The organism is Pseudomonas sp. CFBP 5748, from assembly GCF_053850495.1.
The window spans coordinates 125,999-145,966 of record NZ_JBSPTN010000010.1; the positions used below are offsets into that span (position 1 = coordinate 125,999).

Annotated in this window: 14 protein-coding genes; 3 read left to right on the forward strand and 11 right to left on the reverse strand. The window is 61.4% G+C overall.

The window, feature by feature from the left end; translation table 11 throughout:
- The first annotated feature begins 48 nt into the window (after positions 1-48).
- Both ACWNZ1_RS22140 and ACWNZ1_RS22145 read left to right on the forward strand, forming a co-directional pair.
- Positions 49-774, forward strand: coding sequence for a hypothetical protein (locus tag ACWNZ1_RS22140; protein WP_280944653.1), 726 nt, complete (start codon positions 49-51; stop codon positions 772-774).
- Positions 771-1,421: a hypothetical protein gene (locus ACWNZ1_RS22145; RefSeq protein WP_280944654.1), complete on the forward strand. Its 651-nt coding sequence runs from the start codon at positions 771-773 to the stop codon at positions 1,419-1,421. The genes ACWNZ1_RS22140 and ACWNZ1_RS22145 overlap by 4 nt, the downstream gene beginning before the upstream one ends.
- A gap of 38 nt (positions 1,422-1,459) precedes the next feature.
- Here the strand turns inward: ACWNZ1_RS22145 and ACWNZ1_RS22150 are convergent, their stop codons facing one another.
- From ACWNZ1_RS22150 to prmA, 7 genes are all read right to left on the reverse strand, one after another.
- A complete protein-coding gene (locus tag ACWNZ1_RS22150) occupies positions 1,460-4,237 on the reverse strand; it encodes a hybrid sensor histidine kinase/response regulator (protein WP_135843493.1) in 2,778 nt (925 codons plus the stop codon).
- Between the two features lie 100 nt (positions 4,238-4,337).
- Positions 4,338-5,633: a phosphoribosylamine--glycine ligase gene (gene purD / locus ACWNZ1_RS22155; protein WP_256454181.1), complete on the reverse strand. Its 1,296-nt coding sequence runs from the start codon at positions 5,631-5,633 to the stop codon at positions 4,338-4,340.
- Positions 5,634-5,818: 185 nt separating this feature from the next.
- A complete protein-coding gene (gene purH, locus ACWNZ1_RS22160) occupies positions 5,819-7,426 on the reverse strand; it encodes a bifunctional phosphoribosylaminoimidazolecarboxamide formyltransferase/IMP cyclohydrolase (protein ID WP_135843495.1) in 1,608 nt (535 codons plus the stop codon).
- Positions 7,427-7,509: 83 nt separating this feature from the next.
- Entirely contained in the window at positions 7,510-7,830 is a 321-nt protein-coding gene (gene fis, locus ACWNZ1_RS22165) for a DNA-binding transcriptional regulator Fis (RefSeq protein ID WP_025211617.1), read from the reverse strand.
- Positions 7,827-8,834, reverse strand: a complete 1,008-nt coding sequence (gene dusB, locus ACWNZ1_RS22170; protein WP_135843496.1) for a tRNA dihydrouridine synthase DusB — start codon at positions 8,832-8,834, stop codon at positions 7,827-7,829. The genes fis and dusB overlap by 4 nt, the downstream gene beginning before the upstream one ends.
- A 184-nt stretch (positions 8,835-9,018) precedes the next feature.
- Entirely contained in the window at positions 9,019-10,248 is a 1,230-nt protein-coding gene (locus tag ACWNZ1_RS22175) for a DUF3426 domain-containing protein (protein ID WP_135843497.1), read from the reverse strand.
- 30 nt (positions 10,249-10,278) lie between these two features.
- Positions 10,279-11,157, reverse strand: a complete 879-nt coding sequence (gene prmA, locus ACWNZ1_RS22180; protein WP_135843498.1) for a 50S ribosomal protein L11 methyltransferase — start codon at positions 11,155-11,157, stop codon at positions 10,279-10,281.
- A 191-nt stretch (positions 11,158-11,348) separates the two neighbouring features.
- On the opposite strand from prmA, the gene ACWNZ1_RS22185 reads away from it, so the two are divergent.
- Entirely contained in the window at positions 11,349-15,323 is a 3,975-nt protein-coding gene (locus ACWNZ1_RS22185) for a dermonecrotic toxin domain-containing protein (protein WP_456027887.1), read from the forward strand.
- 77 nt (positions 15,324-15,400) lie between these two features.
- Here the strand turns inward: ACWNZ1_RS22185 and accC are convergent, their stop codons facing one another.
- The 4 genes from accC to ACWNZ1_RS22205 all read right to left on the reverse strand — a co-directional run bounded on the left by accC (position 15,401) and on the right by ACWNZ1_RS22205 (position 19,961).
- Positions 15,401-16,762, reverse strand: a complete 1,362-nt coding sequence (gene accC, locus ACWNZ1_RS22190; protein ID WP_135843500.1) for an acetyl-CoA carboxylase biotin carboxylase subunit — start codon at positions 16,760-16,762, stop codon at positions 15,401-15,403.
- Between the two features lie 17 nt (positions 16,763-16,779).
- Positions 16,780-17,244, reverse strand: a complete 465-nt coding sequence (gene accB / locus ACWNZ1_RS22195; protein ID WP_003197423.1) for an acetyl-CoA carboxylase biotin carboxyl carrier protein — start codon at positions 17,242-17,244, stop codon at positions 16,780-16,782.
- A 48-nt stretch (positions 17,245-17,292) separates the two neighbouring features.
- A complete protein-coding gene (aroQ, locus tag ACWNZ1_RS22200) occupies positions 17,293-17,745 on the reverse strand; it encodes a type II 3-dehydroquinate dehydratase (protein ID WP_024781400.1) in 453 nt (150 codons plus the stop codon).
- Positions 17,746-18,014: 269 nt separating this feature from the next.
- A complete protein-coding gene (locus ACWNZ1_RS22205) occupies positions 18,015-19,961 on the reverse strand; it encodes a methyl-accepting chemotaxis protein (RefSeq protein WP_135843501.1) in 1,947 nt (648 codons plus the stop codon).
- Positions 19,962-19,968 lie beyond the last annotated feature (7 nt).

Here is a 19,968-nt window from a genome sequence, read left to right on the forward strand (position 1 = left end):
TTGGCGACTACACAGTAGTCGCCATCCATTGGCGAAGCAGGTGATGATATGAAAGATCAGTATTCGGTTTTTATTAATGCCGGGGCTGTTGTCTTGCTGGCAAACGATATGCTGGAACAGGAAAGGCGTGATGTACTGAGTTCGGTGCTATTTGCGCAGCTGGTCGCCAACAAGAAATATCCAGCTCTTTCGCAGCCGGGTGAATGGTATGGTGCCTATCGGGAAGTTCTACAGAACGGTTGGTTGCAGAGGGCTGTAGCGTGGGACAGATTTACACTTAATGCCTCAGAAAAATGCAACATAATTGCCTGGGTGGAAAAACAACTGGAGGCGCATGTTGATCGAACTATTGTGACGGACGTCACTCGCTTATTGAATCGCGTCGCTCAATTGTCTTGCACCCTGCCGGCCATTGATCTATTGCGCGAGCATGTTCAGGGGCCTAGACAGCCGGAGCCTGCCAAAACAACCGTTGAAAGAGGTTACAGGGTCAGGCTGCAAGTCATTCTGGCGCAGCCAGGTCCTGTGCTGAACAGTGTCTGCGTCGACTTTGAAGCCGGGCAGGTGACTTCCAATCCTCTTGGGGCACTCTTCTCCACCGATCAAGTACTGGGCAATATTCAGCTGAGGTGTTTCCAGGCGAATTTGTCAGATGCGCTCTATGCGCCCCTGCGCGATGCGATTGTCAAAAAACTGGGGGGTAAGGCGACCGAGAATATTTTTGATATTTCTGACGCTGTTGAGCATCAGGTGTCGAGGGCTGTGTGTTTATGAATGACATGGGCCGCAGTGACGTACCGAGGGCTGCCGTCGTGGGCGGGAGTATCGTGTCATTTGATGAGAGGCTGTCCCTCCAGGACCGAGAAGATATCTACCTGAGCAACCTGTACGCGCAATTGGCAACACGTTCGGCATACAGGGACGGCCTGGTAGGCAACTGGTTCGACTACTACAAGAATAAGCTCAGGTACTTGGGATGGGATTCGGCGCGTCCTGTCAGGCCCGAGCAGGCTGGACAGGGATTAATGGCCGATAGCGTTTCACGGCAAATATCCCAGTCGTTTGGCGGGAGTTTTTCACGGCAGGCGAGTCACGCCTTAGGAGCCCTGGAGCGTAATCCCGAGGCCCTTGAGGTGTTCGAAAGAACAAGCCTGCTGCGTGATACGGGATTCTTCCAGGTGATTCCTTGTACGTCCAAGTCCTCCGGAAAAATAGAGATAGGCCTCTATCACAAACAGTTCAGCACCCGCAGAACGGTCTCCGGATTTCTGTTTTGGCCAATAGAGGAAGTGGTGGAAAGCAGCCAGGAAGAAATGGCAGTCGTTACATTTAGCACGCTGCATTACGCAACCTTCAGAGCAAAAGTTGCAGCCGCTGTGATCGCTGAAACCAACCGCCATTTGCACGCATTGGAACTTTAAGCCGCGTGGCGGCGCGCCGTTGACCGTCCTGTCGCCACTTAGGACGTGTGCGCCGCTGACCTGTTCTGTTGATCGCGCTGGGCCACCCAGTGCTCGATCAGCTCGCGCAGTTGCGACAACTCCACCGGCTTGGCCATGTGTCCATCCATCCCGGCCTGACGCGCACGTTCCTTGTGTTCGGCGAGGATGTGCGCCGTGAGCGCCACCACCGGGGTGCGGGTCCGCTGGTTGCCCACTTCCCAGGCGCGCAGTTGCTGGGTGGCGGAAAAACCGTCGAGCACTGGCATTTCGCAGTCCATCAAGACCAGGTCGTAGCGCTGCTCCTTCATGGCCTTGAGGGCTTCTTCGCCATTGCTGGCGGTGTCGGGTTGCAGGTTGAGCTTGCCGAGCATGCCGCGGATGACCTTGGTGGAAATGCTGTTGTCCTCGGCCACCAGGATGCGGAAGTCGCTGGGTACCTTCACCGGGGTAACCGGGCCCGCGTTCACCGGCACGTTCTGCGCCTGGCCTTTGTTGCGCTGGTTCAGCTCGTCCGCCAGGGTGGTCTTGAGGGTGTAGCCGGCCACTGGTTTGGCGAGAATGCGCTTGACCCCACTGTTGCGCGCGACAATCTTGCTCGGCGCGTTGCTGATGCCGGTGAGCATGATCAACAGGATGTCGTGGTTCAGACTCGGGTCTTCCTTGATCTTGGCCGCCAGTTGCATGCCGGTCATGCCGGGCATGTTCTGGTCCAATAGCACCACGTCGAAATAGTCCCGCAAGTGAGCCTTGGTGCGCAGCAGCGCCAGGGCTTCCTTGCCCGACGGCACCGCGCTGACATTCAGGCCCCAGGCGCTGCACTGCTGCACCAGCACCTTGCGACAGGTGTCGTTGTCGTCGACGATCAGCACGCGCGCCCCTTGCAGCGGGCTATCGAGGTCGGAGGTCGGATGTTCAAGGCGATCCGGGTCCAGCGGCAACGTCAGCCATAAGGTGCTGCCCTGGCTGCTGCCGCTTTTGATGCCGAATTCCCCGTGCATCAATATGATCAGCTGGCGGGCAATGACCAGGCCCAGGTTGCCGCCCAGGCGCGTGGCCGAGAGGAAATTCTTGCTGTGCAGCTCGGCATGCATCAGCGTGTCGCGCTCTTCGGCGTCCATCGGCGATCCACTGTCCTGCACGGCAATGCGCAGGCGCGGCTGATTGCTGCGCTCGTCGAGGGCCACGACGATCAACACCTCGCCCTCGTCGGTTTTTTTCAAGGCGTTTTCCAGCAGGCTCAGCAGTGCCTGGCGCAGGCGCGTCGGATCGCCGCTGATGACCCGTGGTACTTGGGGTTGGATGAAGCTGATCAGCTCGACATTCTGCTGTTCTGCCTTGGCGCGGAAGATGCTCAGGCAGTCCTCGATCAGGGCATTGAGGTCGAACTGCACATCATCGAGTTCGATCTGCCCGGATTCGAGTCGGGAAATGTCGAGGATCTCGTTGATCAACGTCAGCAGTTCATTGCCGGCGCTGTGGATCGTCTGCACGTAGTCACGCTGCTTGACCGACAGGGGGGTGCCCAGCAGCAGTTCGGTCATGCCCAGCACCCCGTTCATCGGGGTGCGGATCTCGTGGCTGATCTTGGCCAGGAACTCGGCCTTGGCATTGATCTCGGCATTGCTGGCCGCCAGGTCGCGACTGATGCTGAAACGGCTCTCGTTGATGGAACGCTGGCGTTCACCCAGGGCGACACTCATCAACAGGCCGCTGATGCAGATAAATACCAGCAGCGTGACGATCAGCCCCTGGGGAGGGACTTCCGTGAGCCCTTGCAGGGCCGGCAGGGTGATCAGCGTACCGAGGTTGAAAACCACCATCGCCGCGACAAACAGCCGTGCCGGGCGGTAACCCTTTTGCCAATGCCAGGCGCTGACGAACAGCATGCTCAGGCCAGCCAGGGCCACCAGGGCATAGGTCATGATATTGAGCGGCAGGGTGTTGACGAACAACAGCAGCAAGCTGCACAGCATGACGAACACAATGTCCCCCAGCAGCAGCCGGTTCAACGGATGCGGTCCCAGGGGCGCGAAGAAACGGTAGGCGAACATCAGGCCGCAGGGCGCGGTCAGCAGCAGGGCCAGGTAGGCCCCGGGGGTCTGGATCGCGGGCCAGTCAGGCAGCCAGGGCCCCGCCAGGTTCAGCAGCAGCACCAGGCTCAGCATCAGCAGCCCTTCACAGGCCGCCAGCCACAGGCAACTGCGTGAACGGGTATAGGCGTAGCGGGTGAGGTTGTGCAGGATCAGCATGGCGATGCAGCCGAACAACAACCCATAGATCAGCGTCTGGTTCTGATTCGCCGCCGCCAGTACCGCCGGTTGCAGCGTGACGTAGGGGCGCAGTTCGTGCCGGGACGCCAGTCGCAGGTAGACGTCCAGCGGTTTATCGCTGTGGGGCAGCGCCAGCATGAAATCGCTGGTGGGCACGGGGAGTTCGGTACGTGGCAGGGTATCGCCGCTGACTTGTTGGTCAATCAGGGCGTCGCCGTCCAGCACATAGAGATTCAGGCGAGACAGGTCGGGCGCGAAGATGCGCAGTATTTGTTCATGCCTGTCGGGGGCCAGCCGGAAGCGCAGCCACAGTGCGCCGCCAGGCTCGGCGGCCCTGAGGCGGTCGAGGTCGATGGGGCTGAATTGATTGGTGTAGCGGGCAGAGCGGATGTCGCTCAGCTTCAGGTCGCCCTGTTCGTCGAGCAATACCGCCCAGCCACTACCGGGCGCGGCCTGTGCGGGGAACATACAGAGCAGCGTCAGCAGGGTGACGGTTAAGCCTATGGCAATCCTGAGCCAGCGCACGGCGAAATCCCTTCGTAGGTTGATGCCAGATTATAACTATGCGCGGCGCCCGAGTAGACAGGCAAGGGCCATAGACCCTTGTCTGGCTGAATGACCGGATTTATTCCAGATTTTCGCCACGCTCGCGGGCAATGGCGCGGTAGCCAATGTCCTTGCGGTAGAAACAGCCTTCCCAGTCGAGCTCGGCGGCAAGCTTGTAGGCTTGCTGCTGAGCAGCGTCGACATTGGCGCCCATGGCGGTGGCGCAAAGCACACGACCACCGGCGGTGACCACTTGGCCGTCCTGCAACGCAGTACCGGCGTGGAACACCTTGCCTTCCAGCTGGGCCGCTGCTTCCAGGCCACGGATTGCGCTGCCTTTGGCGTAGTCGCCCGGGTAACCGCCGGCTGCCAATACGACACCGACGCTTGGGCGCGGATCCCACTGGGCTTCGACCTTGTCCAGCGCCTGGGCCAGGGCGGCTTCGACCAGCAGCACCAGGCTCGATTGCAGACGCAACATTACCGGCTGGGTTTCAGGATCGCCGAAACGGCAGTTGAATTCGATGACTTTTGGGTTACCAGCCTTGTCGATCATCAGGCCCGCGTACAGGAAGCCGGTGTAGACGTTGCCTTCCTCGGCCATGCCACGCACGGTTGGCCAGATCACCAGGTCCATGACCCGCTGATGCACTTGGGAGGTGACCACCGGGGCCGGGGAGTAGGCACCCATGCCGCCGGTGTTCGGGCCGCTGTCGCCATCGCCGACTCGTTTGTGGTCCTGGCTGGTGGCCATCGGCAAGACGTTCTTGCCATCGACCATGACGATGAAGCTGGCTTCCTCGCCGTCGAGAAACTCTTCGATCACCACCCGGGAACCGGCGTCACCGAAGGCGTTGCCGGCCAGCATGTCGCGCACGGCGTCTTCGGCTTCGGCCAGGGTCATGGCAACGATCACGCCTTTACCGGCGGCCAGGCCATCGGCCTTGATCACGATCGGTGCGCCTTTCTCGCGCAGGTAAGCCAGGGCCGGCTCGATTTCGGTGAAGTTCTGATAATCGGCGGTCGGGATCTTGTGACGCGCCAGGAAGTCCTTGGTGAACGCTTTCGAGCCTTCCAACTGCGCGGCGCCGGCGGTCGGACCGAAGCAATCCAGGCCGCGGGAGCGGAACAGGTCGACCACACCGGCGACCAACGGCACTTCCGGACCGACGATGGTCAGCGAGACGTTCTTCTCGGCGAAATCGGCCAGTTGTTCCAGGGCCAGCACGTCGATGGCGACGTTTTCGCATTTGGCTTCGATGGCGGTGCCGGCATTGCCTGGTGCTACGAAGACCTTCTGCACACGGGGATCCTGAGCCACTTTCCAAGCCAGGGCGTGTTCACGGCCACCGCTGCCAATGATCAAAACATTCATTTCAAAAACCTCGGATGACGCTGATTCTGTTGAGCACCACAGAGATGCTTTTCTGTGGGAGCGAGTTTGTGTGGGAGCAAGGCTTGCCCGCGACGCAGGCAACTCGGTTGATCAGGCGAACCGAGGTGATGCTATCGCGGGCAAGCCTTGCTCCCGCACAAATCCAGCTCCCACATTGATCGATGTTAGTGACGGAAGTGACGCATGCCAGTAAAGACCATGGCGATGCCAGCCTCGTCGGCCGCAGCAATCACTTCAGCGTCACGCATCGAGCCACCTGGCTGGATCACCGCGGTGATGCCGACCTTGGCCGCGTTGTCGATGCCGTCGCGGAACGGGAAGAATGCATCGGAGGCCATGACCGCGCCCTGTACCTGCAAGCCTGCGTGTTCGGCCTTGATCGCGGCGATGCGGGCCGAGTTCACGCGGCTCATCTGGCCGGCGCCGACGCCGATGGTCTGACGGTTCTTGGCGTAGACGATGGCGTTGGACTTGACGTACTTGGCGACTTTCCAGGCGAAGATCAGGTCGTTGATTTCCTGTTCGCTCGGGGCGCGCTTGGTCACCACTTTCAGGTCTTCGCTACCGATCATGCCGATGTCACGGCTCTGTACCAGCAGGCCGCCGTTGACACGCTTGTAGTCCCAGGCCGGTGCACGGTCGGCCGACCATTGGCCGCAAGCCAGCAGGCGCACGTTGGCCTTGGCGGCGACGATGGCGCGGGCTTCTTCGCTGACCGAAGGGGCGATGATCACTTCGACGAATTGGCGCTCGACGATAGCCTTGGCGGTCGCGGCGTCCAGTTCACGGTTGAAGGCGATGATGCCGCCGAAGGCCGATTCGGTGTCGGTGGCGTAGGCCAGTTCGTAGGCTTGACGGATGCCGCCCTCGGCGTCCGGGCTCACGGCCACGCCGCATGGGTTGGCGTGCTTGACGATCACGCAGGCGGGCTTGACGAAGCTCTTCACGCATTCCAGCGCGGCGTCGGTGTCGGCCACGTTATTGAACGACAGTTCCTTGCCTTGCAGTTGGGTGGCGGTGGCGATGCCGACTTCGGCAGGCTTGGCTTCCACGTAGAACGCCGCGCTCTGGTGCGGGTTCTCGCCGTAGCGCATTTCCTGGGCCTTGATGAACTGGGTGTTGAAGGTGCGCGGGAATTCGCTGCGGCCTTCGGTCGACAGGGTTTCAGCGGCCTGGTTCACTGTGCCCATGTAGTTGGCGATCATGCCGTCGTAGGCGGCGGTGTGTTCGAAGGCCTTGAGCATCAGGTCGAAACGCTGGGCGTAGGTCAGGCCGCCGGCCTTGAGGTTGTCCAGCACGCTGGCGTAGTCGCTGGCGTTGACCACGATGGCCACGTCTTTGTGGTTCTTGGCTGCCGAACGGACCATGGTCGGGCCACCGATGTCGATGTTCTCGATGGCGGTCGGCAGGTCGCAGCCTGGCTTGTTGATGGTGGCTTCGAACGGGTAGAGGTTGACGGCTACCAGGTCGATCGGCTTGATGCCGTGTTCGTTCATGATGGCGTCGTCGATGCCGCGACGACCCAGGATCCCGCCGTGGATTTTCGGGTGCAGGGTCTTGACCCGACCGTCCATCATTTCTGCAAAACCGGTGTAGTCCGCGACTTCCACTGCGGCGACGCCGTTGTCCTGCAGCAGCTTGAAAGTCCCGCCGGTGGAGAGAATCTCGACGCCCAGCTGTTGCAGCTCGCGGGCGAATTCGAGGATCCCGGTCTTGTCGGAGACGCTGATCAAGGCGCGGCGGATCGGCAGGCGGGTGGTCTGGTCGGTCATTTCAATTTCCATCAAAAGCAAGGGAAGTCAGCAAAAAAGGCGACCGTTTTTTACGCGGGCGCCTTTCTGGTTTGATTGAATGCTTACAGCAGATCGTACTGCTTGAGTTTCTTGCGCAGGGTGCCGCGGTTCAGGCCCAGCAGCTCACTGGCCTTGGTCTGGTTGCCCTTGACGTAGTTCATCACGCTTTCGAGCAGAGGTGCCTCGACTTCGGAAAGCACCAGGTTGTACACATCCGTGACGGCAGCGCCCTCAAGGTGGGCGAAATAATTGTGCAGCGCCTTCTCGACACTCCCGCGAAGGGTCTGACCTTCTTCGCTGGGCGTGTTGAGGTGCTGTTTCAAATTCACGTTGTCGCTCACGGGTGTTATTCCACTCACTAAAGTCTCGGTCATCATCGTCATGCGGCCACCCCTTCGTCCCCTGTCAGGCTCTTGTAACGCTCAGCGAAGAACCCCTGAACGTCGGCGCATTGTGCTTGTGTACCATCCAAACGATTGAAACGGGCGCGAAACTCCCTGGCGCCCGGCAGGGTTGCGAGATACCAGCCCACATGCTTGCGAGCGATGCGTACACCCATGACTTCTCCGTAGAAGGCATGCAGCGCGGCCAGATGCTCTAGCAGAATACGTTCCACCTCGGACAACTGCGGCGCAGCGAGCTTTTCGCCGGTGCGCAGAAAGTGTTCGATCTCACGAAAAATCCATGGGCGCCCTTGGGCGGCCCGGCCAATCAACAGTCCGTCGGCACCGGTCGCGTCCAACACATACCGGGCTTTCTCGGGCGAATCGATGTCGCCGTTGGCAAAGACCGGGATCGACACCGCCTGCTTGATCGCGGCGATGGTGTCGTACTCGGCTTCACCGGTGTACAGGTCGGCACGGGTGCGGCCATGGACCGCCAACGCCGTGATACCTGCCTGTTCGGCAATCTTCGCCACCGTCAGGCCGTTCTTGTTCTCCCGGTCCCACCCGGTGCGGATCTTCAGGGTCACCGGCACATCGACTGCGGCGACGACGGCCCGCAGGATCTCGGTGACCAGGGTTTCATCTTTCAACAGGGCGGAGCCGGCAGCCTTGTTGCAGACCTTCTTCGCCGGGCAGCCCATGTTGATGTCGATGATCTGCGCGCCCAGTGCCACATTGGCCCGGGCCGCCTCCGCCAGCATCTGGGCGTCGCCACCGGCGATCTGTACCGAGCGGGGCTCGGGATCACCTTCGTGGATCATGCGCAGACGCGATTTGCGGGTGTTCCACAAACTCATGTCGCTGGTGACCATTTCCGAAACCACCAGACCTGCGCCCAGTCGTTTGCACAGCTGACGAAAGGGCTGGTCGGTGACGCCCGCCATAGGGGCGAGAATCAGGCCGTTCTGCAATGTATATGGGCCGATGCGTACCGCCGACATAGGACTTCCCTGAAGTGGGGCCGGATCATGAGACTTCGAAAAAGGGTTGGCATGATACCCGCTCTCGATGACTGGATAAAGGTCGAATTGGATAAAATCTGAACAGCTATTTTGTTATCGCCAGCGGTTTGGTCCGGGTGGGGTCAGTCAGAAAGCTGCCGTCAATCGGCCGACCCTGGCCGCTTCACTCGGGCGAATGGAAGCTCAAGCTGTAGTTCACCGCTTTAGGTCCTGGGTCCAGGATGTCCAGTGCGATGTGGATGGGCGTCTGCGGCGGCATTTCGCCGCGGCCTTCGAGATCGCCACCCAGGTATTCCCCGGGCTTGAAGCGGCGGCTGGCGATCAGGTGCCCGTTCAGGTCGGCGAAACGCAGCTCCAGCAGCGGAAAAGGCTGGGAGAAGGGCGCACGGTTGTAGATGATCGCGTCTACCACCAGGGCACCGCTGAACTCCGGATGGCTGCGTACCACCAGGTTGCTGCTCTTGATCTTGGCGATGTCGACCTTGGACGGAACGTCGCAGCCGATGGTCGGGCAGATTTGCAGGAACCATGGGCGGTACTGGTCCTGGCGGGCCAGTTCTTCGAAATGGTAGGCAATGTACTGGCCGGCCAGGGCTGCGCTGGCGAGCAGTATCAACAGGCCCCACAGCAAGCGTCGACCCCAGGGCGAGCGGCGTTTGCGCCAGTCCAGTTGCAGCGGGTCGTCGTCCAGGTCGTGGAGGGCCTCGGCGCGTATTCCCGGTTCATGGCGCTCGCGCGTCTTGCGCAACGGCACCGGCGGCACCGGTTCCTCGTCGTGATCGTCGGTGGCAGACAGGCGTTCGAGATGTTCGTGGGGCTCGTCGTCTGGTTCCAGGCGCAGCAGGGTGACAGGCTCGTCATCCGGCTCCAGCGGTTCCAGTGCCAGGGACAACGACGGCTCGGTGCGCGGTGGCCGGGCGGGTTCATGGGGTGCGAATGACTCGACGGGCGTCAGGGTGACGGCTTCGGCGCGCTCGGTAGTGGTTTCGCTGTACAGGCTATCGGACCACGGCTCCTGCTCGTTCGAGAGGTGGTCGCGTTGCGCGCTCAGGTTGTCTTCGCGGCGTCGGCCGAAGGTGTCCGGTGCCCGCTTGTCACGCCGTTCCAGGCGTGCCAGTTCCTTGTCCAGATCATCGAGGTCGAGCTCGGCGGCGGTCCATTGTTTCTGGCTGATCGCCCGAGGTGGCGTTTCTGCGGCAGGCGTCTTGATCGGCGGCGCCAGGGGGCTGACGGTTTCCTTGCCAGTACGTTGTTCCAGCAATTGCCGCGCGGCATTGAACACTTGCAGGCACGAGCCGCAACGAACCACTCCGCGGGCCACGGTCAATTGACCATGGTTGACGCGAAAACTGGTGTGGCAATGCGGACACTGGGTGACGAAGCTGTCAGTCATGCGGCAATCCGGTTGATACAGGCGGCCATTCTAGCGCCGACGTCCGGTAATGCGCACCCAGCCATCGCGATTGGCGATCGGGTCCAGGGCAAAGTCCGTGGCATAGGCGGCGGCGACTTCCTCGCCCTGCTCGGCGAGGATGCCCGACAATGCCAGGCGCCCACCCGGCTTGACCAGGCTGGACAATTGCGGCGCCAGGGACACCAGCGGGCCGGCCAGGATATTGGCCACCAATACGTCGGCCTGGACTTGTGGCAAGTCCTGCGGCAGGTATAGCGGGAACAGTGCTTCGGCAATGTTGTTGCGTCCGGCGTTGTCGCGGGATGCTTCCAGGGCCTGGACGTCGATGTCGGTACCGACCGCCTCTTTGGCGCCCAGCAGCAGCGCGGCAATCGCCAGGATCCCCGAGCCGCAGCCGAAATCGAGGACGTTGCAGCCCTTCAGGTCCTGGCCGTCGAGCCATTCCAGGCACAGCGCGGTGGTCGGATGCGTGCCGGTGCCGAACGCCAGGCCCGGGTCCAGCAGCAGGTTCACGGCCTCGGGCTCTGGCGCCGCGTGCCAGCTCGGTACGATCCACAGGCGCTGGCCGAAGCGCATCGGCTGGAAGTTGTCCATCCAGCTGCGTTCCCAGTCCTGGTCTTCGATCACTTCGCTGTGATGCTCGGGCAGCGGGCTGCCGGTCAGCAGCTCAAGATGGGCCAGCACGCTGGCGGCCTCGGTGCCGCCTTCGAACAGGGCCAGCAGGTGGGTGTGGGACCACAGCGGCGTGGTATTGAGCTCCGGCTCGAAGATCGGCTGGTCTTCGGCGTCCATGAAGGTCACCGATACCGCGCCTACTTCAAGAAACGCGTCTTCGTAGGTTTCGGCTTGTTCCGGGCTGATGGCCAGACGTACTTGCAGCCAAGGCATGGCGGGCACCTTTGGAAAAAATCTACAGGGGGCAGCGCAGGGCTGCAAAGGCGCGCAGTGTACGCCAGGTCGCGGTCAAAGTGGATAAGTGAGTCTGTGCCGGCGGGGTTGGTGTTTCGATATATATATGTATGGCATGGCCGTGTTGTCGGGCGGATAAGGTGCGGGTCCACACAACAGGGAGGAATGTGATGGACAACACGGCCGAGCGGCAAACAAACGTGAACGGCGCGGGGCCGGTAGCTTCCCCGCAGGTGGCAACGGTACAGGCAACTTTGGAGAAATTGTCCCGGTGGCAGGCGGCTATCGAGGCGCGACTGCAAACCCAGATGAGCTTGCTGGAGGTGCTCGAAGAGTATGTGTTGGTCGAGCTGCGCACTCACTATTACCAGGGCAACATTGACCCGCACTTCATTGGCACCCTGCTCGACACGGTGTTGCAACGCATGATCGACCACAAGCCTGTGGTCACTGACGAAGAACAGAATGCGCCCTATCGCTGGCCGGACGGTGCTGACCTGGGGTTCCCGGTCGAGCGCCGGGAGGTTATCGCCCAGGCGGTGGAGGGAACCGCCGCGGGGTTTATCCAGCACTACAAGGACTATCTACGCCGCCATTGGCAAATGACAGAGGGCGACGCTGCGCTTGAGGAGCTGATCAGACAAAAGCTCGGCGAGCATAGGGTCGCGATCGACAGGCTGTTCCAGCCTGACCAGTTGCTCGGCATGGATGTCGACGGGTTACGGGAAAACATCGAAAAACTCCAGGATTCCTGGCGTCGGACAAATCAATTGGCCGCCTTGGCAACCGCTGGCGAGCGCCAGAATCTCAAGGCGCTAACCCGGTTGCAATTGCCTGATTGGTTGCGGGGGCTGAGCAAAGCTGAACATAAAAGGTTGAGGGCTTTTCAGGAGCAGACCTCGCAAGCTCAGGTGCTGGTGGATGAACTGCTCGATGGCCTGGGTTCGTTGCGTGCGTTCGCCCGGCACTTGGCCAAGGACTATGTCCGGCGCGAACTGGACATGGAGGTCGAGCCCGACAGCATTCGCGTGCAATTGCAGTGGCGCTCCATCATTGACCAGCCGGTGCAAGTCCACAGCCTGAGCGAGCTGCTGGCAGCAGGGCCGGTAAGGCCGGACAGCGTGTCGGTATTCCTGGTGGAAAACGGCGGCATGTTGCGTAACCAGCCACTTTCGCCAGCCTTCATTACCCAACTGCTGGCGGATGTGGATGCCCCTGCCGGGTACTTGTCGGCATTGCTCAGTCAATATGAACGCCCGGATCTGAAAGACGCCATGCTCGATTGGTTCGTGGCGCGACTGGAGCAAAGCGCGTTTATCGCTCGTTGTGCAGGTCATTTGCAGGCGCCTCACCACGAGGCTCTGAAAGCCCTGTGGGAACCTGAGGCCTCGGGACGATCGGTCACCGTTTGGCGTGTGTCCTGCCTTGCCCTTCCAAACGAGCTGAAGTGTTCCGACCTGCTGTTGTTCTACCGCGAAGACCGGTCGGGTGAGCTCAGCGAGCTGTTGCTGTACGCCCCCGGCAAGCCTGATGGCCAGGAGTGGATCGAGTTGCCCTCGCTTCGGGCCGTGAGTGCGCAAATAGGTGCATGGATTGAACGTGAAGCGGGTCGCCAATACCTGCTGCAGCAACTCTCTGTGGCCGAGCGTGATGTGGCCCGGGAGTACTTTGCCGCCGTGGCGGACAAGCCGACGGCATGGGATCTGAACAAAGATCCCAGGGCCACGACGACTGCCTTCAAGGCCTGCCTCGAAGCGTCCGTTGCCATGGGCTTGGCCAACAACCTGGCGCAGGTGGAGCAGGACGAATCGCCTCGGTGGTACGCCGCCCTGCCGCTTGACTCCCGGCGCATCATCAGCAGTTTGAGCCAGGAGTTTCGGGTTCATCAGCAGGTCTTCAACGAGCAGCTTGCGGGCTATGAAGTCTTTGTGGATTTCGCCAAGCGTACTGTCAGCCAAGCCATCGCGCCGTACATGCGCAGCACGGGTGTGCAGGAAGTGGTCGACCCCGCAACGGTGCTCATCGACTACAGCCCGGGGCTGGCGGATGGCAAGACGAAGGTCGCCAGCCTGCTGGAACTTGCCATCCATGGGTATGACGACAATTGGGGCATCGACAACCCCAGGAAGGGCGTGCGCTCATCGGTTGGGCAGGACCTGGGGCAGGTCCGCAGTGCGGAGCTGGCGACCTACATTCGACGGGCTTACGTGGGCGAGCAGTATGCGCGCCAGGTTCGCGCCCGGTTTCTCGATGCCAATGCTCCCGAATACACCAAGCGACGCACGGCCTATCGCAACCTGTTGCTGACCAGAATGGACCGCGACCTGCGTGTCGCGACGGGCAAGTCCTTGCTGAACGCTCGTGAGTTCTGGTGGCTCACTCGGCAAATCACGCTCCTGAGTGAGTCGATGCCTGTGAACGGTGCAGTGAGTTCAGCGGCCGTCGCACAGCGCGAAGGCGTGTTCAGGTTTACCGTCGGCGGCCATCTCGTATTGGGTGTCTATGTCTTTGCCTACTTTGATCCCAAGGGGGCCTATTGGCTGTACACCCCCGACGCTCCGGATGGCGTCATGTTTCGCCAATACCAGGACTTCCCCGGGGCGGTCGCCGCACGCCTGCGTGATTACGTGCTGGAGCGCGTGGCAGTCGGTGCCCGTGCCGCCGCCAGGAGCTCGCTGATGGGGTTGGCGGCAACGAGCGTCGGCCTCGATGCGGTGCGCGAGTTCAATCGGGTGATGGATATCTCGGCGGAGTTCGATGCCTACATCGAACGCGCTGTCACTGACGTGGAGGACGTCACCAACAGTCGCGGCGAGGTGATCAGGCATCAGGTGATCAAGGGGCTGCTCTTTGCCTCCGCTCCCGTGTGCATGGTTTATCCGCCCTTTGCCCTGCTGCTGGATGCCGGTTTTATTGCCCTCAGTTCCAGGCAGGCGATCGAGGCGCATGTGCAGGGCGACACGGATCGGGCGCTCGGCCATTGGCTGCAAGCGACTTGGGGGGCACTGTTCGGCATGCTGGGGGCAACGAGCATGGCCCCATTGCTGGGACAGGCTGTCAGGAGCCTGAAGCTCGCCGTGAGGCCGATGTCACTGGCCGCCCAGCGCTTGAGGCATGTGCCATCGGTCGCCGCCAGGGAAGCCGGGCCGCTGATCCAACCCATCCGTTTCAATCCGAAACAAGCGGTCAGGAAACCGCCCAAGAATTTGCAGCGGGTGACCGAGGGGGCTTTCCAGGGCACCTATCTCAGCCCGTCCAGCGCAACGCAGCCGCGAAATGCCTTCTACATACGGCATAAAGGCCGGTACTACCAGGTAAGGGGGGATATCTATTTCGATGGTTTGTGCCTGGTGGATGCCCGTCGGCCCGGCGCGTTTTACAAACCGCCCGTGTACCGGATGGCGAATGGCAAATGGGCACGTAAAACCGTCGGCATGAGCGGCGGCAATGATGACGTACGCAACCTGGGGCGAGTGAGCGATCTGCGGGAGGCGTTTCCCGGGCATATCTTCCCGGATGTGGCGCGAGGCGCGTTGCAAGGCGAGGCGGTGGTGGCGAGGTTCAGCGAAGCGGCGGCGGACAATTATCTGTTCTCGTTGAACGCGCAGACCTGTGTGATCGCTTCGTTGTACAACCCGACCACCAGGGTGGGGGCTGTCATTCATTTCGATCACAATATCCGCGCGCTGATCGAGCGCAGTGTTCGTGATGTGACGCAGCGCCTGGGAGGGGCCGCCAAGGATATCCGCGCCACTCTAGTGGGGGGAGACTGGTTGACGGGGGCCGATATTGGCGGGCGGGTGAGATCGGCGATGAGGCGCAAGGGGCTGCAGCCTACCTGGGATCATTGGTCGTATTCTTCCTGCTTCGGGAATACCTACGGCGTGTCACTGGATCTGCGCAGTGGGGTCACCTCGGTATTCAAGACCTCACAGAGTCAGGTTGAGCGCTACTACATCCCAGTGCTGGCGAGGGCGAAAAAGAGTTCTGATCCGGTGTCGGTGCGTGCCCGTGGGTTCATGACGCGCTTGCGCAGCGAACCACTGGTAGCCAATGCCAATGGTGCGGTTCACACCCCGCAGGGCAGGCCGGCGACGGCGGCGCAGATCGAAGCGCACGCGTTCCCTACCGTGGCGCTGAGTTGATTCATTCGCGTGTCTGAAAGACTGGCAAAAAAAGACCCCGGCCAATGACCGGGGTCTCTTTTACATCACTTGAAACATCAGTGCTGGTTGCCCAGCTTGTGTTCCAGGTAATGGATGTTGACGCCGCCTTTGCAGAAGCCTTCGTCACGGACCAGGTCGCGGTGCAGCGGGATGTTGGTCTTGATCCCGTCCACGACGATTTCGTCCAGCGCATTACGCATGCGCGCCATGGCTTCTTCGCGGGTCGCCCCGTAGGTGATCAGCTTGCCGATCAACGAATCGTAGTTCGGCGGAACCGCATAGCCGCTGTACAGGTGCGAGTCGACACGTACGCCATTGCCGCCCGGGGCATGGAAATGCTTGACCGTGCCTGGGCTTGGCATGAAGGTTTTCGGGTCTTCGGCGTTGATCCGGCATTCCAGCGAGTGACCGCGGATAACCACATCGTCCTGGGTGAACGACAGCTTGTTGCCAGCGGCGATGCTGAGCATCTCCTTGACGATGTCGATACCGGTGACCATTTCCGAAACCGGGTGCTCCACCTGAACTCGGGTGTTCATTTCGATGAAGTAGAAACGACCGTTCTCGTACAGGAACTCGAAGGTACCGGCGCCGCGGTAGCCGATGTCGATGCAGGCCTTGACGCAGCGTGCCAGGACTTCTTCGCGAGCCTGCTCGTCGATGCCCGGTGCCGGCGCTTCTTCGAGGACCTTCTGGTGACGACGTTGCAGCGAGCAATCGCGGTCACCCAGATGGATGGCCTGGCCCTGGCCGTCGGACAGCACCTGGACTTCGACGTGGCGTGGGTTGGTCAGGAATTTTTCCAGGTAGACCATCGGGTTGCCGAACGCCGCGCCAGCTTCGGAGCGGGTCAGTTTCGCCGAGGAAATCAGGTCTTCTTCCTTGTGCACCACACGCATGCCGCGACCACCGCCGCCGCCAGCGGCCTTGATGATCACCGGATAACCGACTTCGCGACCGATGCGCAGGGCGGTTTCTTCGTCTTCAGGCAGCGGGCCGTCGGAACCCGGAACGGTAGGCACACCGGCAGCGATCATGGCGTGCTTGGCCGACACCTTGTCGCCCATCAGGCGGATGGTGTCGGCTTTCGGGCCAATGAAGGCAAAACCGGAGTTTTCGACCTGTTCGGCGAAGTCGGCGTTTTCCGCCAGGAAACCGTAGCCCGGGTGAATGGCGGTGGCGCCGGTCACTTCGGCAGCGGCGATGATCGCCGGGATGTGCAGGTAGGAGTGCGCAGCCGACGCCGGACCGATGCAGACGGATTCGTCGGCCAGGCCCAGGTGCATCAGTTCCTTGTCAGCCTTGGAGTAAACGGCGACGGTCTTGATGCCCATCTCTTTGCAGGCACGCAGGATCCGCAGGGCAATTTCACCGCGGTTGGCGATCAGTACTTTTTCCAACTTCGCAGGTTTCAACATCGAAAGCTCTCCGCGGTTCAAACGATGGTGAACAGCGGTTGGTCGTACTCAACCGGCTGGCCGTCTTCAACGAGGATGGATTCGATCACACCGCTGGTTTCAGCTTCGATGTGGTTCATCATCTTCATGGCTTCGACGATGCACAGGGTGTCGCCTTTCTTCACGGTCTGGCCGACTTCAACGAAGGACGGCGAGGACGGCGAGGACTTGCGATAGAACGTGCCCACCATTGGCGAGCGAGCCACGGTGCCGTTGAGCGCTGGTGCTGCCGGAGCTGCCGGAGCGGCGGCGGCAACGGGCGCTGCTGCCGGAGCAGGGGCGGCGGCCGGTGCGTGCATCGGTGCCGGTGCATAGAACTGCTGGGCCGGGGTCTTGCTGTGGCGGCTGATGCGTACGGACTCTTCGCCTTCCTTGATCTCGAGCTCGTCGATGCCGGACTCTTCCAGCAATTCGATCAGTTTCTTAACTTTACGGATATCCATGAATCATCAACTCCCAAGGGTCGGTCAGGGGCGTTTAACGCTTGTTGTTCAAGCTGTTGCCTGTTTTTCAAGCTGCTCTAGAGCGGCCTCCAGGGCCAGTCGGTAACCGCTGGCGCCAAGGCCGCAGATCACTCCCACCGCTACATCGGAGAAGTAAGAGTGATGGCGGAAAGGTTCGCGTTTGTGCACGTTGGACAAATGCACTTCGATGAATGGGATGCTCACCGCCAGCAGCGCGTCACGTAATGCGACACTTGTGTGCGTAAAAGCTGCGGGATTGATCAAAATGAAGTCCACGCCTTCGCCGCGCGCGGCATGGATGCGGTCGATCAATTCATATTCGGCGTTGCTTTGCAGGTAGAGCAAATGATGGCCGGCGGCGCGGGCTCGCTGCTCCAGGTCCTGGTTGATCTGGGCCAGTGTCACGGCCCCGTAGACGCCCGGTTCGCGGGTGCCCAGCAGGTTCAGGTTGGGTCCGTGCAGGACCAATAGGGTCGCCATCTGCTGTTCCTTGTTATCTGTGAGCAGGTGTCAGAACCCGGCGACTATGCCGCAAAGTCTTTGTGACTGTCCAGTTCTCTGCAATAGCCAGCACGATGACCGATGTTTGCGCGAAATTTGTGACCGAGGTCTCTGATCCGGTCATACGGTTTGAAATCGAACCCTGTGGGAGCGGGCTTGCTCGCGAAGGCGGCGGTACATCCAACACCGATGCAAACTGACCCACCGCTTTCGCGAGCAAGCCCGCTCCCACCATGGATCTGTGGTGCTTAAACCCTGAACGCCTGCACCGCCGTGTGCAGCCGCCCACCCAGCACCAGCAGGTTGTCGCCCTGTTCCCGGCCTTGGCCGATGCGTAGCAGGTTATCCCCACCCAGTTGGTGAATCCGCTCGCTGTGATCACGGATTTCGCTGACGGCACCGCTTTGTTGGGCGGTGACATCGGCGATGCGCACTGCGGTGTCGGAAATGGTCTGGATGGCCCCGACGATTTTATCCAGCGCACCGTCGGCAGCTTGTGCCTGGCTGGCGGTGGCTTCGGCGTGTTCGACCTGGGCGCGCATGCCATCCACCGATTGGCGTGCGGCCAGTTGCAGGCGGGCGATCAGCGTTTGGATTTCGGCCGTGGCCCCGGCGGTGCGTTGGGCCAGGGAGCGGACTTCCTCGGCCACCACGGCAAAGCCGCGGCCCATTTCTCCGGCGCGAGCGGCTTCGATAGCGGCGTTGAGGGCCAGCAGGTTGGTTTGGTCGGCAATCGAACGAATCACGGTCAGCACGCCGCCGATGGTGGCGGACTCCTCCGCCAGTTGTTCGATCATCTGCGCGTTGCCTTGCACTTCCCCCACCAGCGCGTGCAGACCGGTGAGGCTCAGGCCAATGACCTTCTGGCCTTGCTCCACGGCATGTCCGGCGCTGCGGCTGGCGTCGGCGGCCTGGCTGGCATCGCCGGCGACTTGCTGGATGGTCGCTTCCAGTTCGCTGAGGGAGTCGCGGATCAACGCCGTGTCGCCGGCCTGGTGCTCGGCACCGCTGTGCAGCTCGCCGCTTAACTCGGCCAGGGTTCGGCTGCTGCCGGCGACCTGCTCGGCGTTGACGCGAATGGTCCCCACCAGGTCCACCAGATAAGCCCGCAGCCGATTGAGCGACGCTTCGATGTCCTGCAACTCGCGATTGCTGGCGCCCACATGGATGTCGCGGCTGAAATCCCCTTCGGCCCAGGTCGACAGGGCCGGTGCCAGTTGCGTCAAGGTCCGGGCCAGGCGCCGCTGCAAGGTGTCGATCAGCAGCGCGATCAGCAGGATCAGGCCGATCATCACGCCCTGGATCACGCGAACCTCTCCTTGAATCTGCCCATGTTGAGCACGAACCGCAGGCTCCATGGCATCGATTGCCTGTTGTACATCGGCGATTTTCAAGTGGGTGGCGCTGCTCAGTTCACTGCGCTTCTGGATCAGCTCGCGGGTGCGTCCCAGTTCGGCGGGGTAGCGGCTGAGCAGGCTATTGAGTTCGCGCTTGAGGGCGATGCCGGCATCTTCGGCAGCGGCTTTTTCCTGGGCCTCCAGGCCCATCAGCGCGGCGAAATCATCACTGCCGGATTCGCTGCTGGCTGTCACGCCCAGTAGCGGCAGACTATCGAGGCGTTCGGCCTGCGCGCGGATGCTCGCCAGCTCCCGTTCGACGTCGGCGGCCAGTTCGCTGCGACCGCTGCTGACCAGTTTGTCCCGGGCCAGGGACAACCGGCCCAGGTGTTGTGATGCGGCGAACAGCGGGGGCAAGTAAGCGGGGGCAGCATTGGCATATTGGGCGAGCTGGTCGAGACTGGCGCTCAGTTCACGTTCAGCCTGAAGCAGCAAGGCCTGCGGATCGCCCGCCAGTTTGCCGGCGGCCAGCAGATCGGTCTTGCTGAAGCCGTCAAGGTTCGACAGGCTCGGGCGCAGGGTCTTGGCCAGTTCCGGCGGGAATTGATCCAGGTCTTTTTGCAGGGTCTCCAAAGCCTGGGTGGCAGCGCTCAGGCGCAAGGCGTCGCCGCTGTCCAGGTACGCCCCGATATTGCGCGCCACCTCGCCCTGGAACTGCCGCGACAGGCCCAGGTAACGTTCCATCAGAAGATAGGGGCGCTCCAGGGCGATTTGCGACCACCACAGCGTGGCGCCCAAGCCAAGGCACACGGCGACTAAAAGGAGGGTGTTGAGATTGGTCAGCAGCTTCAGGCGCATCAAAGGT

Coding starts and splice junctions, on each gene's coding strand:
- ACWNZ1_RS22205 (WP_135843501.1), bottom strand. CDS start 19,961: ATGCGCCTGAAGCTGCTGACCAATCTCAACACCCTCCTTTTAGTCGCC.
- ACWNZ1_RS22145 (WP_280944654.1), top strand. CDS start 771: ATGAATGACATGGGCCGCAGTGACGTACCGAGGGCTGCCGTCGTGGGC.
- aroQ (WP_024781400.1), bottom strand. CDS start 17,745: ATGGCGACCCTATTGGTCCTGCACGGACCCAACCTGAACCTGCTGGGC.
- accC (WP_135843500.1), bottom strand. CDS start 16,762: ATGTTGAAACCTGCGAAGTTGGAAAAAGTACTGATCGCCAACCGCGGT.
- ACWNZ1_RS22185 (WP_456027887.1), top strand. CDS start 11,349: ATGGACAACACGGCCGAGCGGCAAACAAACGTGAACGGCGCGGGGCCG.
- purH (WP_135843495.1), bottom strand. CDS start 7,426: ATGACCGACCAGACCACCCGCCTGCCGATCCGCCGCGCCTTGATCAGC.
- ACWNZ1_RS22140 (WP_280944653.1), top strand. CDS start 49: ATGAAAGATCAGTATTCGGTTTTTATTAATGCCGGGGCTGTTGTCTTG.
- purD (WP_256454181.1), bottom strand. CDS start 5,633: ATGAATGTTTTGATCATTGGCAGCGGTGGCCGTGAACACGCCCTGGCT.
- prmA (WP_135843498.1), bottom strand. CDS start 11,157: ATGCCTTGGCTGCAAGTACGTCTGGCCATCAGCCCGGAACAAGCCGAA.
- fis (WP_025211617.1), bottom strand. CDS start 7,830: ATGACGATGATGACCGAGACTTTAGTGAGTGGAATAACACCCGTGAGC.
- accB (WP_003197423.1), bottom strand. CDS start 17,244: ATGGATATCCGTAAAGTTAAGAAACTGATCGAATTGCTGGAAGAGTCC.
- ACWNZ1_RS22175 (WP_135843497.1), bottom strand. CDS start 10,248: ATGACTGACAGCTTCGTCACCCAGTGTCCGCATTGCCACACCAGTTTT.
- dusB (WP_135843496.1), bottom strand. CDS start 8,834: ATGTCGGCGGTACGCATCGGCCCATATACATTGCAGAACGGCCTGATT.